Below are 17,045 nucleotides of genomic sequence, written 5' to 3' on the forward strand. Positions count from 1 at the left end.
CCCCCAAACAACCTGCAGTGCCCCAAGGAAACAAAGAAAAGCCCCAGCAACCTAAAACAGGTTCCTGGGGCTCCAGAGTTCGCACTTTGAACTCAAAGCTTAAGAGGACGGTTCAGGTTCCAGTCCGGAATCAGTCTCTCCATCCGTGGCGGGTTTCTTCGGCTTTGCCTTGGGAATGGCTGTCACCGAGGCATTGCCCTCATCCTCATCGGAATCATCACCCTTTTCATGAGGTGGTTCACCCTTCATGACCCGCTTGATCTCATCACCGGTCAGAGTCTCATATTCCAGCAGCCCCTGCGCCAGGCGCTCCCACTCATCCTTGTACTCGGTCAGGATTTCAAAAGCGCGATCATAGCCATTCTGGATGAAGACACGAACCTCTTCCTCAATCAGCTCTTTGGTATGCGCGGAGACCGAGAACCCAGTGGTGTTGCCGCTATAGCCCTCATGGGCCTCAGCATAGTCGATGTTGCCGATCTTATCGGACATACCCCAGCGCATAATCATCGCCCGCGCCAATTGGCTGGCCTGCTGGATATCACCTGCCGGGCCATTCGAGACATGATCCTCACCGTATTTGATGATCTCAGCCGCCTTGCCTGCCATGGTCATGGCCAGCTTCTGATTACACTCATCCTTGTGCCAGTTAAGGCGATCCATTTCTGGTAGGGACACAACCATCCCCAGGGCGCCGCCACGGGGAATGATCGTCGCCTTATAGACAGGGTCACATTCCGGCAGTTTGAGACCAACAACCGCGTGACCTGCCTCGTGATAGGCCGTTTTTTCTTTCTGGTCCTGCGTCAGCACCATTGAGCGACGTTCGGCGCCCATCATCACCTTATCCTTGGCGGATTCAAAATCCTCCATGGTGACAAAGCGGCGGCCGACGCGTGCAGCCATCAGGGCAGATTCGTTGACCAGATTGGCCAAATCCGCACCCGAGAACCCAGGCGTCCCACGGGCGATGATGCGCAGGTCCACATCCGGTCCCAGCGGGGTCTTGCGGGCATGCACGCCGAGGATCTTCTCGCGGCCCTTGATGTCGGGGTTGCCGACTGTCACGTTCCGGTCGAAACGACCTGGGCGCAGCAGAGCAGGGTCCAACACGTCTTTGCGGTTGGTCGCAGCCAGGATGATGACGCCTTCATTGGCTTCAAAACCGTCCATTTCAACCAAGAGCTGGTTCAATGTCTGTTCGCGCTCATCATTGCCGCCGCCATAACCGGCACCACGGTGGCGGCCAACAGCGTCGATCTCATCGATAAAGACAATACAGGGCGCGTTCTTCTTGGCTTGCTCGAACATGTCGCGGACACGCGAAGCACCCACCCCAACGAACATTTCAACAAAGTCAGAACCCGAAATGGTAAAGAACGGCACACCCGCCTCACCTGCGATGGCGCGGGCCAGCAGGGTTTTACCAGTACCAGGAGGGCCAACTAGCAGCGCTCCCTTCGGGATCTTGCCACCAAGACGGGAGAATTTCTGCGGGTTGCGCAGGAACTCCACGATCTCTTCCAGCTCTTCCTTCGCCTCATCAATGCCCGCGACATCGTCAAAGGTGACGCGGCCATGTTTCTCGGTCAGCATCTTGGCCTTGGATTTGCCAAAGCCCATGGCGCCACCTTTGCCGCCGCCCTGCATCCGGTTCATGAAATAGATCCAGACACCAATCAGCAGCACAAAGGGAAGCAGGGTGATCAAGAAGGATTGGAACGTTGACTGCTGCTGCTTTTCAGCGCGCACCGGAATATTGTTCTCAATCAGCAGCGCGGTGACTTCCGCGTCGGATGGCCGGATGGTGACAAATTTGCTGCCATCGGATGTGGTATATTCTACCCGCTCCCCGTCCAGCACAACGGTGCTGACCTGTCCACCTTCAACCGAAGTGACAAAATCCGAGAAAGCGCGCTCGTTGCTCTGCATCGTACCGCCTGAGCCACTGAACAGATTGAACAGCGCCAAGATCAAGACGAACAGAACAACCCAGAAGGCGATGTTACGTGCGTTACCCAAGGAATATCTCCTAATATCCGGGCCTCCTCGCAGGACGCCCTCGTTACGCATAAAATAAGGAACATTCAGGCAGGTTCAATGCGATAAAAGCGATGCGAAGAACTCTTCTGCACTATTTATCGGTTCTGCACTGCATCCATTGGCGAATCCGGCCAGCGGTGCTGCCATCAGATTGCCGTCCCGCCACAGCGCCGGGGTGACCTCAAGAATGGGCGCCGGGCAGCCCTGGGCACGCCAGTCAGGGCATAGTTTCAGCCCTTCAGAGCCCAGTGGCCGAACCTCGCAAGCCTCTAACTTTCCAGCGAAAATTCTCCAGCGCTGGTCCCATAAATCACCAGGATCGCAAGCCTCCTGTGGAACCATGGCCGCCTCACGACAGACCCAAATCTTGCCCTGATGGCTCAGGATACGGCAGCCCGCCAGGGTCGCGGACCCGCCCCGTTGCGCAATGGCGACGGCTTCGATCATTGGTTGACGTCTGGGCGCGTATTGGCCGCCAGAAACCCATAAAATCGCCTGCAACATCAACCGATGCGAGATTTCATCCGGCAGAGTTCGGTATTTTCGCAGCTCAAGAACAACGGCACCGGCCTCAATTCGCACCATATCCCGCGCCGACAAAAATGCATACCAGCCCAAAGCCTTTTGCGCTTTGCCCATATTCTGCGCGACAGTCGCAAGGGCAGGCACAGTCAGTCCCAGATCTTCCAGAACAGCCAGCGCCTTGCGGATCTTAATCCGGTCATAGCTTTCGTCTTCGTTTGACGGGTCCTCAATCCAGCTTTGGCCAGCCGCATCCAGATACTGCCGCAACTCCACCCGGCGCAGGCCCAAAAGCGGGCGCAGCAATGAAACCCCATCCTGGGTGCGCCGCACCGGAATGCCTGCCAACCCATTTACGCCTGAAGCCCGCATCAGCCGCATAATCACCGTTTCAGCCTGATCATCCGCTGTATGACCCAGGGCCAGAACCGGAATGCCATTTTGCCGTGCCCAGGCGGTCAGCAGCCCATAACGGGCCCGCCGCGCCTGATCCTGAAGGTTGCCGGTTTTCTCTGGCCCCTGCTCCCAGGTCAGAATTTCGTGACGCAGACCAAGCTCCCTGGCCATCCGCGCAGTGTCTTCGGCCTCCTGGCGCGATTCGGCACGCAAACCGTGGTCGACTGTGGCCACCATCAGCTCAACCGGATCATCGCAGAAACATTCCTTGAGCAGATGCATCAGCGCGACAGAATCACCCCCGCCAGAAACAGCAATGCCTATCCGCGCAGGCAAAGGGGCGGAGAACGTCTGGCGCAGAGACAGGAGGAGATCCTCCCTGCCCGATCCGCCCGTGCCAGGATGGATTAAGGACATCCCAACGCAGCCATCTCAACAGTGGCAGGGGAAACCATGTCACCACCGGGGAAGCGAACGCCGACCTCAGACAGTGTGATGCAGGCCTGATCGACCTGCCCCAAACGTCCCAGGGCAGCCCCAAGTTCAAACAGCGCCTTTGGCGCGGTCGCGCCATTTGCATCGCCAGTAAAGGAAGCCAGATAGGCCCGCGCCGCTTCGCGGGTGTCGCCAAGCCCATCCAGCGCTTTGCCACGGTTGAAATCCGCCTCGGGAGCCAGCGGACTGCCTGGATAGGATTGGGTGAAAATGGCAAACTTCTCAGCCGCGAGCTGATAGGCGCCCTCTTCCAGATCCTGTTGGGCCGTATCAAAGTCGGCCTGTTCTCCAACCGCGAGCTCACCCCCACCAGGACTGACACCCTGATCTCCTACAGGTGCGCCGCCCGCCGCCAGTGCCTCTTCGCCGCCCAGGGTAGTGGTTTCCCCCAGCGCGCCGATATCGCCGCCTTCCAGCTCGACCAAACGGAATTCCAGATCACCGATCCGATTGGTGCCATCGGCAACAATGCGGTTGATGCGATACTCCAACTGTTCCGTCTGCGCCGTGAGTTGCTGCAAACTGGTCTCGATCGCCCCAACCCGGTCCAGCACCGAACTGCCAACAGTCGCGCTGGAGGAAACGCCCCCCGTGGTCGACAGCTCCCGTTTCAGGCGCTGAATATCCACATAAAGAACCGTCAGCTCCTGACGAATATCCGCCAGGGTCTGTTGATCCTGCGCCAAGGCTGGCGACACCAGACAGCTGGTTCCCAAAAGAGTCGTGGTCAAAAAGGCCGCTTGCAGAAACCGCATGATCTTACCCCGTCAATCCACCGGCCAAAACGGTCACCGCTCGGCGGTTCTTGGCATAGCAGCTCTCGGCCGAGCAAATCTCCAGCGGACGCTCTTTACCGTAGCTGACCACCTGGATTCGTGAGCTGGAAATGCCCTGCGAAATCAAATACTCCCGTGCGGAATTGGCGCGGCGCTCACCCAAGGCAAGGTTGTAGATCCGTGTGCCCTGTTCATCGGCATGCCCCTGAATGGTCACAGTGTAATCCGGATTGGCCGTCAGCCAGCGCGCCTGGCCTTGCAAAATGGTTTCGGCGGCCGGGTTCAGGGTGGACTGATCCACCAGGAACAACACGCGATCCCCAATGGTTTCCTGGAAATAGGCCGGGCTGGCCGGATCCAAGTTGGAGCCAATGTTGCCAAGACCACCGGCCCCGCCTGCGCCAGTATCGTCCCAGGGGCTGTTGCTACAAGCCGCAAGCCCCAAGGTCGCAACCAGCATAAATGCCTTTTTAAAACCGCTCATGACAGTGTCTTTTCCTTTGGTTTCTTGGGCCTAGCCTATCACAGTCCAGGGCCCGATTCTATGCAGGTCTTCCAGTCTTGTGTTTTCATGCCAGTTCAGCCTGGGACTGCCCGTTATTTTTGCAGCGGTGACCAGGCCGGGTCCGAGGCCCCGTCTGGTGTCCGCACCGGTTTGAGGTTCCGCCCCAAGATATCCACCGAATAGAGCAGCGCGCGGCCATTGGCCCCCTGGGTTTCACGGGTGAACATGATCACCCGACCATTGGGCGACCAACTGGGGCCCTCATCCAGGAAAGAGGCCGTTAGCAGACGTTCCTCGCTACCATCCAGCCGCATGACGCCAATGTGGAACCGGCCCTTGCTCTGCTTGGTAAAGGCGATGAGATCGCCACGTGGCGACCAGACCGGGGTGCCATAGCGCCCCTTGCCAAAGCTGATCCGGCGCGCTTCTCCCCCGGTTGCGGGCATTACATAAAGCTGCGGCGTGCCGGAGCGGTCGCTCTCAAAAACAATCTGGCTGCCATCTGGCGAATAGGACGGTGCCGTCTCGATTGAGGGCGCCCGAGTCAGACGCTGGCGCGCCCCCGTGGCAATATCCATGGTGTAGAGGTCGGTATTGCCGCCTTCGGCCTGGGAATAGACCACCGTGTTGCCATCAGGGGCAAAGCGCGGCGCAAAGCTCATGATGCCCTTGTCCGCCGACAGAACCCGGCGCTGCACCTTGCCCACATCCAGCACATGGATCTGCGGAAAGCCGCTTTCATAGCTGGTATAAAGTACCCGGTCGCCGGTGGGCGAAAAGCGCGGCGCCAGCACCAGGGCAGAGCTGTTGGTCAGGTACTGCACCCCGGCACCATCATAGTCCATGATCGCCAGGCGTTTGCGGCGGTCATTCTTGGGGCCGGTTTCAGAAACAAAAACCACCCGGCTGTCAAAATAGCCGCTTTCACCGGTGATCCGGCTGTAGATGGCATCCGCAACCTTATGGGCCATCCGACGCCAGCCATCGGTGGTGCCGCTAAACTGCAAACCTGCGCCCAGCTCGTTGTCGGCAAAGACGTCATACCCACGAAAGCGCACGGTCAGCTGTTTACCGTTGACCGAAACCGACCCGGTGATCAGCGCCTGGGCGTTCACGGCCTTCCAGTCCGCAAAACGCACCGGCGCGTTAAAATCGCTCACAGTAGAGATATGTGCGGTGGCAGGGATTTCACGAAACAGCCCCGTGCCACTGAGATCCGCCGCAATCACCCGGGTGATCTGATTGGCCAGCTCTGCCGCCGCCGGGGTTTCAGCCAGAAAACTCGGCACCGCGTAGGGCAAGGGTTCAATCACACCGTCGGTGATTTCGATCCGCAGCGGCCCATTCTGGGCCTGAGCTGCGCTGCCAACGTTCAGCAGGGGTGCTGCCGCAACAAGAAGGCTGGCCAAAAGAGCTGTCAGGTTGCGCCTCATGAGCGTCGCGTCCTTTCCGGAGTGAATGTCATTTCAGTATCGGGGCTTTGGGGCTTCAATGCAGGGGGAAAATCCCCCCTCCCCCTGTCATAGACGACCCCTGTGAGCGGCGTTTTCAATTTTTGGTGTGTCATTTGATACGCATCTTTTCAGGGTTAAAGGTCATGACGATGTCGCGCCAATGATCATACTTTTCGCTGGGCAGGGAAAAGCCCTTGGCACCACAGCGGATGATGGCCCGCCGGGCCGCCTCATAGGCCTGTTTTGCAGCTCCCGCAGAGCCTCCGGTGCTGGACACCATTCGGATAGAGCCGTTTTTGGGCCGTCCGTCCGCTTCCAAAGAAACCGAAACTTCGACAGTGGTTTTCAACGCCTCAGTGGAGAGCGAACCAACGTTCCAGCACTTGGACACAGAGACCCGCAGCGCATCTTTTTCCCCCACAGTCAACGGCGGACCAGAGGGTTCAGGGGCTGCAACCTCGCCGCCTCCGCCGATGGCGGCCGCCAGGGCGTCCTCAATGGCCGAGGCCTGTTCGGTCTGGGGTGTGGAAGGTGGGGTTTCAGCGACCGCACTGGGCGCAGGGCGGCTTGGCCGGGGCTTTGGACGCACCGAAGTGACCGGTGCGGTGACTGGTGGCGTCGGCTCCGCCTCTTCGTTTTCATTGGCTTCAGTCACAATCCGATCGCTGGCGGCCTCTGGCGCGGTGGCCTCCTGCACCTCTTGTTCGCTCAACGCGCCCTCATCTGGGCTCACCTCGGGCTGGACCAGATCATCAATCGCGACTTCCTCCTCAGGGGCCTCAACCGGCACCGGGGCGACGCGATCCGCTGGGCGCAGCTGCTCTGGGACTGGCAGGCTCGGGATAACCGCCGGACTTTCGGTTGGCGCTTCGGGCACGGGCAAGGTTTCGGCCAGCTCAGGTTCGGGTTCTGGCTCGGGCGGTGTCGGGACCGGAGCCTCCTCGACCGGAGCGGGCGTCGATTGTGGCGTGGATGTATCTGGGCGCGTTTCCGGGCGTACTGAAACCTCTGGCGGCTCAGGAGATGTCGCAGGCGCTGTGAGGGGGCTTGGGCTCTCGCTCACCTCTGGCGCCTGGATTTGCTGGCTCAAGCGGGCAAACTCTTCAGCCGAGATCACCGCGACCTCCTGAACCGGCAGCGGCAAAGGCTCCGAGGGCAGCCAGGCGCCGAAGGCAACCCAACTCACCAACAGGCCGTGCGCCGCAAGAGAGATTTTGGTTCCGGTTTGCAGGCCCATATACTTGCCCCAAGCCCCCGCTTATTGATCCGTGCCAGAAACGGAGGCCGCGTCGGGCTCTGGCGCCGCCAGATCTGTCACCAGACCGACATTGGCAAAGCCACCGGCATTCAGCGCTCCCATCACCTGCATCACCTCCGCGTAGGAAATCCCGCCATCTGCGCGCAGATAGACCCGATCCGAGGTGCGTTCCGCCGCAATGGCGCGCAGCTTTGCCACCAGTTCATCGCGGGCCACAGGGGTGGTCTGGATCTGGATCTCGCCGCCCAGAATCATGGTGACGGTCAGCGGCTCTTCCTGCTCGCTTGGCAGCGCGCCAGCTTCGGTCTTTGGCAGATCCACCGGCACGCCGACCGTGGTCAGCGGCGCGGCAACCATAAAGATGATGAGCAACACCAGCATAACATCGACAAAAGGCGTCACGTTGATTTCGGACATGGGCCGAGCCCGGCCCCGACGCCGACCCCGACGCCGTTCACTGGAGGAAGAGTTTTGAACCGCGGCCCCCATGGTTCAGGAATCCAATTGACGGCTGAGGATGGTGGCAAATTCGTCGGCAAAGGCTTCGTAACCGCCCAAGATACGATCGCTGTCGGCGCTCAGCTTGTTGTAAAAGACCACCGCCGGGATCGCCGCCAGGAGCCCAAGACCCGTGGCCAAAAGCGCTTCCGCAATGCCGGGAGCGACAACAGCCAGATTGGTGCTTTGCTGTTCGGCGATCTCAATAAAGGCGGTCATAATACCCCAGACGGTGCCAAACAGCCCCACAAAAGGCGCCGTGGATCCCACGGTTGCCAGCACCGATAGTCCACGTTGCAGATCTTCAGTCTCCTTGGCGATAGCCACATCCATGGACCGGTCAATCCGCGCCTGCGCACCAGGAATTAATCCGCCATCGCTGCGATGGCTGCGCCGCCATTCCGCCATGCCAGCGGCAAAAATCCGTTCTGAATGGCCCGTTGGCTCTGGCCCCAATTGATCAAACAGCCCATCCAACGGCTCACCGGACCAGAAGGCCTGGTCAAATTGTGCAGCGCGACGGCGCGCCTGACGGTAGTTGATCAGTTTCTGGATGATAATGCCCCAAGACCAGATCGAGGCCGCCGTCAGCATCAGCATCACCAGCTTCACGGTAAAGGTGGCCCGCGCGAAAAGACCCCACATGGAGAAATCAATCTCCTGCGCCAGCGCCAGAGTTTCTGCTTCCATTTGCCTGCTCTATCTCTGCCGGATCGCTCCGGTCTTACGTCTTTGCCCCGCGCCCAGAAACCTGAGCCCGCCGCGTTCTGCTTGTTGCCATCACTCATTTTGGCCGTCTATCGCGGCCTTATTTCCTTGCAGGCTAGCTGAGTTCGTTAGGAAAAGCCAATCAAACAGTGCGCAGAGCGGCCAATGTTACAGCAATGCGCGAATCTCTGCCGGCAGCCGTGTTGGCCGCCCGGTGTCAGATGCGATACAAACAGCCGAGACCTTGGCACGAAACAGCTCTGTCTCGCCGCGTTTGACAAGCTGCCCCATGATCAGCCGCGCCGGTGACAGCTTGATCACCTCGGTCTCAATCAGCAGCTCATCGTCGTATTTTGCAGGGGCCAGGTAATCCGCCTCAATCCGCTGTACCACCCAGATGATGCCAGCATCGCGCATGGCATTTTGATCATTGCCAAGGCCACGCACCCAATCACTGCGGGCCCGCTCAATAAAGCGCAGATAGTTGGCGTGATAGACTATGCCGCCCATATCGGTGTCCTCGTAGTAGACGCGGACCGGAAAGGTATGGATCATTGGCCTGTGCTCCTGTGCTCTGATCGCTAGCCTAAAACCCCGAGAAATCAGCCACAAGCCCTGTGACCTGGCTAAGGTCCTTTCCGTTGCGCTCTCAGGCCGTCTCTGCCCTCAGCGGGTATTGAGCCAGTGCCTCGTAGCGCGCCCCCTCCGGCAGCAGGGTCGATTGGTAGAGCGTGATCTGCTGTACCGTAAAGACCGGAGTGGTAAAGCCACCAAAATGCTGCAGCAGCTGGTGGATCTGCTGCAGTTGCCCCGGCTGCAGCCGCTGCCCAAACCGTGCCAGTGTCACATGGGGGCGGAACCGGGCCCGCGGCAAGGTAATCCCGCAGGCCTGCGCCTTGGCGCGCAGATGGCGATGCAGTGCTGTCAGCGCCGCATTTGCGGTGACTTCGGCGCTCAACACCCTTGGGCTTTTGCCCCCCATGACGCCCAGCCCGCGCAGTTCCAACCGCAGTGGAGCCGCCTCTAGCCTCAGCAGCTCCTGGTGCAGAGCCTCCAGCCGCGCCTCGGGCTGGTCATCCAGAAAGCTCAGGGTGATATGGAGGTTCTCGCAGGGCACCAGTCGCCCTACCGGGATGTCTTCCTGCAGGCGCTCCAGCAAGTCCAGAACCCGATCCGGCAGAGCCAGCCCCAGAAAGCAGCGCATGGCTCACCCCTCAGTTGGTGCCTGCAATCGTGCGAACAACCGCAACGCATGAGAGGCATCATTGGCAGAGGGCGGCATCATCCGATCATAGCCCGCAGCAATGATCGCCGCAATTTCCGGCCTCAGAATGGTCGCGCCGGTTTCTGGCAGGATGGCCAAGGGCGAGGTCTCGGCAAAGGCCTGATCGCCCCAAAGCACTATGATCTGCGCAGCCTGGCTCAGGGCCAGCGTTTCTGCGGGCAGTTCTGCCATGGCCCCCTGCATGCGCAAAAAGACAAAACTGGCTTGAATAGCGCCGGCATCATCAAAGCGAAACGCCCGGTACTGGCTGGCATTGGCCTCTTGCAGGCGTACCACCAAAGGCGCCAGATCCGGGATCAGGCGGCCTAGGTCTGGCACCTCCAACAGCTCCGCCCAGTCGCGAAAGAAAAAGAACATCAGATTAGAGCCAAGCTCTGGGTCTGTTTCCGCCATCGCCTGCCCCGCAAGGGTTGCAACAGCCTCGATCGCCCCCTTGACCACCTTCAGTGTCTCCTCTTGCACCCCAAACACAATAGGCGCGATGGGACGCCCCCAGCGGGCAAACCCATAGGAGCCATCGCTGCGGGTGAACAGGGCTTGGATTTCTTCAGGGGTCAAGTCTAGCGACATGGTGGCACTCCATCAGCTTTGATACAGGCGGGTTGCCGCTCTATGCCCGCAAGGGCGCAAAACGGCAAGCCCGGGCAGCATCCGCCCAGTCCCCCGCCGCGGGTCAAGGAGGCCGCAAGGCCCCGCGCAGCGGCTTGTCCTTGAGGCGCCTGCCTGAACATAATCGTAGCGGGCCCTTTGCGGGGGCAGATCTGCCCCTCAAAGGCCTTCTCAGCAGAATCTGCTCCGCAACCAGACTCCTTACAGGTAGGAGCCCCATTTACGCTGCAGGGCTGTTGCGACATCAATCCCCTGCCAGTCCGCAAAAAGCAGCACAAAGCCAAACAGATTTGCGACCTCATCCTCCAAATCACCGCGCGATCCTTCGCCCCGTCCCTGACCCACGGATTTTAAGTAGGCCGCATTAACCTCCCCCAGCTCTTCGCTCATCTTACCCAAATACCAGGCAGGGTCTCGATCAATCTGAAACCGCTCTGCATAGAGGTCAGCCACCCGGCGCACCAGATCGCTGAGCTGCACAAGAGTAACCGGCTCCTCCGTTGGGTCCTGTGTCATTGCCGTCTGCTCCGAATCTGTACAAAACGCCGCCTTGGACCTTTAGCCAAACAGATCCGCCGCCCCCTGTGGCGGTGCAATCCCCAGATGGGTCCAGGCCTTTTGCGCCAGCATCCGTCCGCGCGGAGTGCGTTGGATCAATCCCTGTTGCAACAGGTAGGGCTCGATCACATCTTCCAGTGAGTCGCGGCTTTCACTCAGCGCCGCCGACAGCGTCTCAATCCCCACCGGCCCGCCGCTGTAGTTTTCGGCAATGAGCCGCAAATAGCGCCTGTCAGCCCCATCGAGTCCCAGCCGATCAACCCCCAGCCGCGTCAAGGCCCCATCCGCCAGGTCCCGCGTGATGCGCCCATCGCCCTCCACAACCGCAAAGTCCACCACGCGGCGCAGGAGCCGCCCGGCGATCCTAGGGGTGCCGCGTGCGCGCCGCGCTATCTCTCGGGCGCCCTCCGCATCCGCAGGCGTTCCCAGTTTGCGGGCATTGCGACTGACGATCTCAAACAGCTCATCCACTGTATAAAATTGCAACCGTGTCGGAATGCCAAAGCGATCACGCAGTGGCGTGGTCAACAGCCCCATCCGCGTTGTTGCCCCCACCAAAGTAAAGGGTTGCAACTCGATACGCACGGTGCGCGCTGCCGGCCCCTCCCCGATCACCAGATCCAGTTCAAAATCCTCCAGCGCTGGGTATAGAATCTCCTCTACCACCGGGTTCAGCCGGTGGATCTCATCAATGAACAGCACATCGCGGGCTTCCAGATTGGTCAGGATCGCCGCCAGATCACCTGCCTTGGCCAAGACAGGGCCCGAGGTCATGCGGAAATTCACCCCCAATTCGCGTGCCACGATCTGCGCCAGGGTGGTCTTGCCCAGGCCAGGGGGGCCGTGAAACAGGGTATGATCCATCGCCTCGCCACGACGGCGCGCGCTTTCAATAAAGATGCGCAGGTTAGCGCGGGCCTCAGCCTGGCCAATGAACTCGGAAATCCCTTGTGGGCGCAGGGCGCGATCCCCTTCACCAGAGGCATCTTCGGGAATTGGGTCCGGGCGCAGGGTTGGGTCAGCGTCGATCATTTCGAGCCCCCCTTACCTGCACGGTCAACCAGTCTCTCCAACGAAAAGGCCGAACAGAACCCCTCCGCCCAGGGCTGGGCACTGTCCTTGGCTCTCGTCTCAGTCATATCGCTCACCCTTTTGGCGCCAAAAGGCGCAGGGCTGCACGGATCAAGGCAGACTCGTCAGCATCGGGATTCTCTCCCGCCGCCTCTGCCACAGCTGAGGCCGCATCCGAGGGGCTGTAGCCGAGGTTTCCAAGGGCCGAAAGCGCTCCGGCTGAGGCTGCCGCTGCGCCGCTGGGCTTCGATGCTGCTTTTCGGGCGGTTTTTTTCGGGGCTGCCGGTTCCACCGGCTCCACCACCGCCTCCAGATCGGCACCCTCGATGGCATCGGGCAGGCTACCGCCCATCGCCATCACGCCTGGCGCCTTGTCCTTGAGGTCCAGCACAATGCGCTGTGCGGTCTTCGGGCCGACGCCCTTGGCCGCCTTGACACTGCCCCAATCCCCCAAGGCAATGGCGCGGCTGACACCATCCGGCCCCAGGGTGCCCAGGATCGCCAGCGAGACCTTGGCCCCGACGCCCTGAACCGAGGTCAGCAGCCGGTGCCATTCCTTTTCGACCAGCGAAGTAAATCCATAAAGCTGCATCAGATCTTCGCGCACGACCATATCGGTATAAAGCGTCACCGGCTCGCCCACCCCCGGCAGGGTCATCATGGTACGCTCAGAGCAATAGACCAGATAGCCAACGCCGCGCACATCAATCAGCACATGATCCGCCGTCCGGTACTCCAGACGTCCTGTGAGCTTGCCAATCATGCCCGCACCTCCCTGAGCTGTCTTTGCTGCGTGCCCCCGTAATAGGCGTGACAGATGGCAATCGCCAGCGCATCCGCCGCATCGGCCCCCTTAGGCGCACAGCCCGGCAATTGCAGCTTCACCATATGGATAATCTGCTCTTTGCTGGCATGGCCGACGCCAACCACGGTCTTTTTCACCCGGTTTGGCGCGTATTCCCCGGTTGGCAACCCGGCCTTGGCCAGGGTGAGCAGCGCAACACCGCGCGCCTGCCCCAGTTTCAAGGTTGCAACACCATCCTTGTTCACAAAGGTCTGTTCAATGGCGGCCTGGGTCGGCGCATAGGCTTCGATCACCTCGGTGACCTGATTGTGTAGCGACAACAGCCGCTCCCCCAGATCATCGCCATCAGAGGTGCAGACCCCATTGGCCACATGGCTGAGCCGACTGCCCTGTGATTCGATCACCCCCCACCCAAGGTTGCGAAGCCCCGGATCAATTCCCAATATGCGCATGTTCTGCCCGGCCTCTGCCTGAGTGTTGGTATTATTTTTCAATCAAATAGCACAAAAGGCGAACATGTCCAATTGCTTTCCCATCCCCATCTTGGCCACATTTCGCGCGGCTGATTGGCAAGCTTTGGCTCAGACCAGCAAAACCTGTTCCAAAACCGACCCTTTTCCAGGGAGGCCGCGACATTTCCTGACAGCACCTAAATAGATGTAATTCCGCCTTATTTTTAAGGGCCAAAGCTATGCGCAATGCGCATAGGACACATGCAATTTTCAGCTCTTGTTCCGGCAAAAATTCCACCCTAAATGCGAAAAATCGCAGCAACATCCCGTTGCTGCAAAACAGTTCACTCAGATATGAAGGATGAGGATATGGCTGCATTTGACACTACCCGCACCACCTATGGCTCCACCGGCCTGTTTGGCCGTATCGGCATTGCCTTTTACGCCGCGGCAAGCGCTCTCGTATCTTGGAATGACGCACGCATGTCCAAGAAAACTCTGAACGCCCTGTCTGATCGGGAACTGGCGGACATCGGCCTGAGCCGTGGCGATATCGAAGACATTTCTGCTGGCAAGCCAGTTTTTTAGGGCCTCTACAGCTTTCGGGTGATCCTGCGTCCTCCCTGCTATGGATCCCCGCACAGAACGCCGCGTGCCTCTGGCCGCGGCGTTTTTGTTGGCATCGGTAGACTTGCCCTCTTTGCCCGCAAGCCTGGTTAGGGAACACCATCGCGCTGAAGGGCGCGGCAGAACAGCAAAACCGCCGTGATTGTCCACGGCGGTTTTCAGGAATTTGCAGATTTTATGTCAGGCCATCAGCGCCGCCCTGTCAGACTGGCGATTTCCGGGACCAGGCAAGCCAGCCCGCATATGTATTTGTTGCTCTAGCGCAAAATTGGCACGACTTGTTGTGCTGCCCAAATCGAGACAGGATCCGCCTGCATAACCACGGCTCCGACCTGCTCTATGGCGCTGCCCTCAGCCAGCCTTGCGACGCGCTCGTCGTAGCTGTCAAAGCCGAGCGCGGCCATCAGAAAGGCCTTGAACAACAAAAACGCCACAACAATCAGCACAAAGACTTTGCCAGAAATGCTTGAACGGATCTTGCTGGGCTCGATAACGATCAGCCCATCCGATTGAACACGCGCGGTGTAGCCTTGCGAAAAGCGAGCTTGCTTACTCTGCAAACGAGCCACACGGCCGCGAAACTCTTGATGTTGAACACTCATAAAATTGCTCCGAACTGGCCCCCACCAGCGGATAAAATTTTATAGATTCCTACTTCAACGATTCCAAGGCGCTTACATTAAATTAGACTTAAACCTGCGTAAAATCAGGAATCTCGCTGCAAAAGAAGCGTGGTCCATTCACCAATAACAGAGCGCTGCACGAGATTGGTTCCATTTTCAGCATAAACGGAAATCACACTATCAGCCTGCTCGTTCAGGATACCGGACAAAATCGCATAGCCACCAGGGCGCAGATTCGCGCAAAGATCCGGAGAAAGCGCCACCAGAGGGCCTTTGAGGATATTGGCAAAGATCAGATCATAGGGAGCGCGCTCTTTCAGGCCAGGATGATCAAAACCAGCGGCCTCCAGGCAGGTCACAGCGCCGGCCATGTCGTTGGCCTTAAGATTGGCCTCCGCCACCTCTACGGCAACCTCATCGATATCGCTGGCGACAAAATCGCCCTCCCAGACCCGTGCAGCCGCCATGGCCAGCACAGCGGTACCACAACCGATATCCGCCACTTTGGCACCGACAAACCCATCTGAAATGAGATGATCCAGCGCCTTTAGGCAGCCCAGCGTTGTTCCATGATGCCCGGTACCAAAAGCCATTGCCGCCTCGATCAGCAGTGGGATCCGCCCCGCGGGAACGGTTTCGGCGTCATGGCTGCCGTAGACATAGAACCGACCCGCCTCTACCGGTGCCAGTTCGCGGCGCACATGGGCCACCCAATCGGTTTCCGGCAGTTCCGAGACAGCGAATTCCTTGGCTCCATGCAGCGTCGCCAGCAGTGCCAGCCCAGCCTGGTCCGGTGCTTCGGTGAAATAACCGCCCACTTCCCACAGCCCCGAGCCATCTTCCACCTCAAAAACGCCCACCCCGGTGGGTTCGGGCATCAGTGTCTCCATCGCCTCGCCCAGGGCTTCGGCTTGAGGTTTGCCAGGCAGGGTGGTCAGGGCGGTAAAGGTGGGCATATCAGATCTCCAGCTGCGGTGCCCAGCGCCTAGGCCCAAGGGGCCCAGAGGTCAAGGGGAGAGCAGATTTTGGCCGCTCTCCCCCCTGTTTTCCTAGGTTCCGCCCCTATTCGGCAGCCGCGCGGCTACGATACTTGGCAAAGATAGTTTCATTCCCAGGTTCCGGATGGCGCGGGATCAGACAGGACAGCCCCAGAGAAACCAGCGCCATGGTGGCAGCCAGGGCAAAGACCATTGACGGGGAAACGACCCATAGCAACCCCAGCAACACAGGCAGGAAAACGGCTGCAATATGGTTGATGGTGAAGGCTACCGCCGCCGTCGGCGCAATATCCGCCGGGTCTGCGATCTTTTGGAAGTAGGTCTTCAGCGCCAGAGCCAGGGCAAAAAGCACATGGTCCACCACATAAAGGACAGAGGCCAGCAACACGCCCCAGCCAAACCAGTAAATACCGCCGTAAAGCGCAAAGACCAGCGCCAGACCGGCATATTCGATGATCAGCGTCCGGCGCTCGCCGAAATAGGCCACAAACCGACCCAGCAAGGGCGCCACCAGAATATTGATCACCAGGTTGATCAGGAACAGGCCTGTCACCTCATGCACGTCAAAGCCAAAGCGCTCCACCATCATAAAGCCAGCAAAGACCACAAAGATCTGCCGCCGCGCACCTGCCATGAATTGCAAAAGGTAATAGAGCCAATAGCGGCGGCGCAGGATCAACTTCTTGTTCTGCGGCGTTGGCGAGTCAAACTGCGGATAGACCAGCAAGCACCCCAGCGCGATCAGCGTGGTCACCCCGCCAGCCGTCATAAAGACCGTATTATAGGTTAGGTCGAAATTTTCCCACAGCAGGACGATCAGACCATAGACCACCAGCGTTGCCGCCGATCCTGTCGCAATCAGCCAGCCCAGCATCTGCGGCGCCCGGTCCTTGGGAAGCCATTGCAGCTGCAGCGACTGGTTGACCGTCTCATAATAGTGAAACCCGATTGAACTCAGCAATGTGATCATCAAGATCCCGCCGAGTGAGGGAAACCAGGCGGTCAGCATGGTGGCCACACCTAGCATCACCAAAGAGATCAGCCCCAATACCTGTTCTCGCACAAACAGGATGATGGCAATAACCCCCACCGCCAAAAAGCCCGGTATTTCGCGCACCGTATGCAACAGGCCAATGTCGGCCCCATCAAACTGCGCCACTTCGATGACAAAGTTATTGAGCAGTGCAAACCAGGCATTAAAGGCAATAGGCATGCAAAGCGCCATCACAAACAGCAATGCTGTCGGTCGGCGCCACAGCGGCAGATCACGGGCCGCATCCAGGGGGAGAGGTTTAAACATGTCCCTCCTCTACGCCTCTTTTTGCTCTGGCGCGAGGCCAAAGCCTCTCTCGCACATACAGG

19 protein-coding genes are annotated in these 17,045 nt (G+C 59.3%); 1 reads left to right on the forward strand and 18 read right to left on the reverse strand.

What is annotated here, in order from left to right:
- Positions 1–99: 99 nt before the first annotated feature.
- The 15 genes from ftsH to ruvC all read right to left on the reverse strand — a co-directional run bounded on the left by ftsH (position 100) and on the right by ruvC (position 13,435).
- Positions 100–2,022: an ATP-dependent zinc metalloprotease FtsH gene (gene ftsH, locus MED193_RS08790; protein ID WP_009809343.1), complete on the reverse strand. Its 1,923-nt coding sequence runs from the start codon at positions 2,020–2,022 to the stop codon at positions 100–102.
- 75 nt (positions 2,023–2,097) lie between these two features.
- Positions 2,098–3,378: a tRNA lysidine(34) synthetase TilS gene (gene tilS, locus MED193_RS08795; RefSeq protein WP_083790472.1), complete on the reverse strand. Its 1,281-nt coding sequence runs from the start codon at positions 3,376–3,378 to the stop codon at positions 2,098–2,100.
- Positions 3,369–4,211: a tol-pal system protein YbgF gene (ybgF, locus tag MED193_RS08800; protein WP_009809345.1), complete on the reverse strand. Its 843-nt coding sequence runs from the start codon at positions 4,209–4,211 to the stop codon at positions 3,369–3,371. The genes tilS and ybgF overlap by 10 nt, the downstream gene beginning before the upstream one ends.
- A gap of 4 nt (positions 4,212–4,215) precedes the next feature.
- Positions 4,216–4,716 carry a peptidoglycan-associated lipoprotein Pal gene (gene pal / locus MED193_RS08805; RefSeq protein ID WP_009809346.1) on the reverse strand — a complete coding sequence of 167 codons (501 nt, stop codon included), beginning with the start codon at positions 4,714–4,716 and terminating at the stop codon, positions 4,216–4,218.
- A gap of 113 nt (positions 4,717–4,829) precedes the next feature.
- The gene (gene tolB, locus MED193_RS08810) at positions 4,830–6,158 is read right to left on the reverse strand and encodes a Tol-Pal system beta propeller repeat protein TolB (RefSeq protein WP_198133884.1); all 1,329 of its coding nucleotides are present in this window, start codon (positions 6,156–6,158) and stop codon (positions 4,830–4,832) included.
- Positions 6,159–6,300: 142 nt separating this feature from the next.
- On the reverse strand, positions 6,301–7,422 hold the full coding sequence (locus MED193_RS08815; RefSeq protein WP_039966781.1) for a hypothetical protein: 1,122 nt from the start codon (positions 7,420–7,422) through the stop codon (positions 6,301–6,303).
- 27 nt (positions 7,423–7,449) lie between these two features.
- Entirely contained in the window at positions 7,450–7,938 is a 489-nt protein-coding gene (tolR, locus tag MED193_RS08820; RefSeq protein WP_039966058.1) for a protein TolR, read from the reverse strand.
- A 3-nt stretch (positions 7,939–7,941) separates the two neighbouring features.
- Entirely contained in the window at positions 7,942–8,637 is a 696-nt protein-coding gene (gene tolQ / locus MED193_RS08825) for a protein TolQ (protein WP_009809350.1), read from the reverse strand.
- 186 nt (positions 8,638–8,823) lie between these two features.
- Positions 8,824–9,210, reverse strand: coding sequence for a tol-pal system-associated acyl-CoA thioesterase (ybgC, locus tag MED193_RS08830; protein WP_009809351.1), 387 nt, complete (start codon positions 9,208–9,210; stop codon positions 8,824–8,826).
- A 94-nt stretch (positions 9,211–9,304) separates the two neighbouring features.
- The gene (thpR, locus tag MED193_RS08835; protein ID WP_009809352.1) at positions 9,305–9,859 is read right to left on the reverse strand and encodes an RNA 2',3'-cyclic phosphodiesterase; all 555 of its coding nucleotides are present in this window, start codon (positions 9,857–9,859) and stop codon (positions 9,305–9,307) included.
- Positions 9,860–9,862: 3 nt separating this feature from the next.
- Positions 9,863–10,510: a hypothetical protein gene (locus MED193_RS08840; RefSeq protein ID WP_009809353.1), complete on the reverse strand. Its 648-nt coding sequence runs from the start codon at positions 10,508–10,510 to the stop codon at positions 9,863–9,865.
- Between the two features lie 240 nt (positions 10,511–10,750).
- Positions 10,751–11,065, reverse strand: coding sequence for a hypothetical protein (locus MED193_RS08845; RefSeq protein WP_009809354.1), 315 nt, complete (start codon positions 11,063–11,065; stop codon positions 10,751–10,753).
- Between the two features lie 42 nt (positions 11,066–11,107).
- On the reverse strand, positions 11,108–12,139 hold the full coding sequence (gene ruvB / locus MED193_RS08850; protein ID WP_009809355.1) for a Holliday junction branch migration DNA helicase RuvB: 1,032 nt from the start codon (positions 12,137–12,139) through the stop codon (positions 11,108–11,110).
- A 112-nt stretch (positions 12,140–12,251) separates the two neighbouring features.
- Positions 12,252–12,941: a Holliday junction branch migration protein RuvA gene (gene ruvA, locus MED193_RS08855; protein WP_009809357.1), complete on the reverse strand. Its 690-nt coding sequence runs from the start codon at positions 12,939–12,941 to the stop codon at positions 12,252–12,254.
- Positions 12,938–13,435, reverse strand: coding sequence for a crossover junction endodeoxyribonuclease RuvC (gene ruvC, locus MED193_RS08860; protein ID WP_009809358.1), 498 nt, complete (start codon positions 13,433–13,435; stop codon positions 12,938–12,940). The genes ruvA and ruvC overlap by 4 nt, the downstream gene beginning before the upstream one ends.
- A gap of 369 nt (positions 13,436–13,804) precedes the next feature.
- On the opposite strand from ruvC, the gene MED193_RS08865 reads away from it, so the two are divergent.
- Complete coding sequence (locus MED193_RS08865; protein WP_039966061.1) at positions 13,805–14,023, forward strand: DUF1127 domain-containing protein; 219 nt, start codon at positions 13,805–13,807, stop codon at positions 14,021–14,023.
- 296 nt (positions 14,024–14,319) lie between these two features.
- On the opposite strand, the gene MED193_RS08870 is transcribed toward MED193_RS08865, so the two are convergent.
- The 3 genes from MED193_RS08870 to MED193_RS08880 all read right to left on the reverse strand — a co-directional run bounded on the left by MED193_RS08870 (position 14,320) and on the right by MED193_RS08880 (position 16,983).
- Complete coding sequence (locus tag MED193_RS08870) at positions 14,320–14,664, reverse strand: hypothetical protein (RefSeq protein ID WP_009809362.1); 345 nt, start codon at positions 14,662–14,664, stop codon at positions 14,320–14,322.
- 104 nt (positions 14,665–14,768) lie between these two features.
- Positions 14,769–15,641 (reverse strand): 50S ribosomal protein L11 methyltransferase, encoded by an 873-nt coding sequence (locus tag MED193_RS08875; RefSeq protein WP_009809363.1) that lies wholly within the window; start codon positions 15,639–15,641, stop codon positions 14,769–14,771.
- 106 nt (positions 15,642–15,747) lie between these two features.
- Entirely contained in the window at positions 15,748–16,983 is a 1,236-nt protein-coding gene (locus MED193_RS08880) for an MFS transporter (RefSeq protein WP_009809364.1), read from the reverse strand.
- Between the last annotated feature and the right edge of the window lie 62 nt (positions 16,984–17,045).

Source organism: Roseobacter sp. MED193 (assembly GCF_000152965.1).
Lineage (GTDB): Bacteria > Pseudomonadota > Alphaproteobacteria > Rhodobacterales > Rhodobacteraceae > Pseudophaeobacter.

Coding starts and splice junctions, on each gene's coding strand:
- tilS (WP_083790472.1), bottom strand. CDS start 3,378: ATGTCCTTAATCCATCCTGGCACGGGCGGATCGGGCAGGGAGGATCTC.
- ybgF (WP_009809345.1), bottom strand. CDS start 4,211: ATGCGGTTTCTGCAAGCGGCCTTTTTGACCACGACTCTTTTGGGAACC.
- pal (WP_009809346.1), bottom strand. CDS start 4,716: ATGAGCGGTTTTAAAAAGGCATTTATGCTGGTTGCGACCTTGGGGCTT.
- tolR (WP_039966058.1), bottom strand. CDS start 7,938: ATGGGGGCCGCGGTTCAAAACTCTTCCTCCAGTGAACGGCGTCGGGGT.
- tolQ (WP_009809350.1), bottom strand. CDS start 8,637: ATGGAAGCAGAAACTCTGGCGCTGGCGCAGGAGATTGATTTCTCCATG.
- ybgC (WP_009809351.1), bottom strand. CDS start 9,210: ATGATCCATACCTTTCCGGTCCGCGTCTACTACGAGGACACCGATATG.
- thpR (WP_009809352.1), bottom strand. CDS start 9,859: ATGCGCTGCTTTCTGGGGCTGGCTCTGCCGGATCGGGTTCTGGACTTG.
- MED193_RS08840 (WP_009809353.1), bottom strand. CDS start 10,510: ATGTCGCTAGACTTGACCCCTGAAGAAATCCAAGCCCTGTTCACCCGC.
- MED193_RS08845 (WP_009809354.1), bottom strand. CDS start 11,065: ATGACACAGGACCCAACGGAGGAGCCGGTTACTCTTGTGCAGCTCAGC.
- ruvB (WP_009809355.1), bottom strand. CDS start 12,139: ATGATCGACGCTGACCCAACCCTGCGCCCGGACCCAATTCCCGAAGAT.
- ruvA (WP_009809357.1), bottom strand. CDS start 12,941: ATGATTGGCAAGCTCACAGGACGTCTGGAGTACCGGACGGCGGATCAT.
- ruvC (WP_009809358.1), bottom strand. CDS start 13,435: ATGCGCATATTGGGAATTGATCCGGGGCTTCGCAACCTTGGGTGGGGG.
- MED193_RS08865 (WP_039966061.1), top strand. CDS start 13,805: ATGGCTGCATTTGACACTACCCGCACCACCTATGGCTCCACCGGCCTG.
- MED193_RS08870 (WP_009809362.1), bottom strand. CDS start 14,664: ATGAGTGTTCAACATCAAGAGTTTCGCGGCCGTGTGGCTCGTTTGCAG.
- MED193_RS08875 (WP_009809363.1), bottom strand. CDS start 15,641: ATGCCCACCTTTACCGCCCTGACCACCCTGCCTGGCAAACCTCAAGCC.
- MED193_RS08880 (WP_009809364.1), bottom strand. CDS start 16,983: ATGTTTAAACCTCTCCCCCTGGATGCGGCCCGTGATCTGCCGCTGTGG.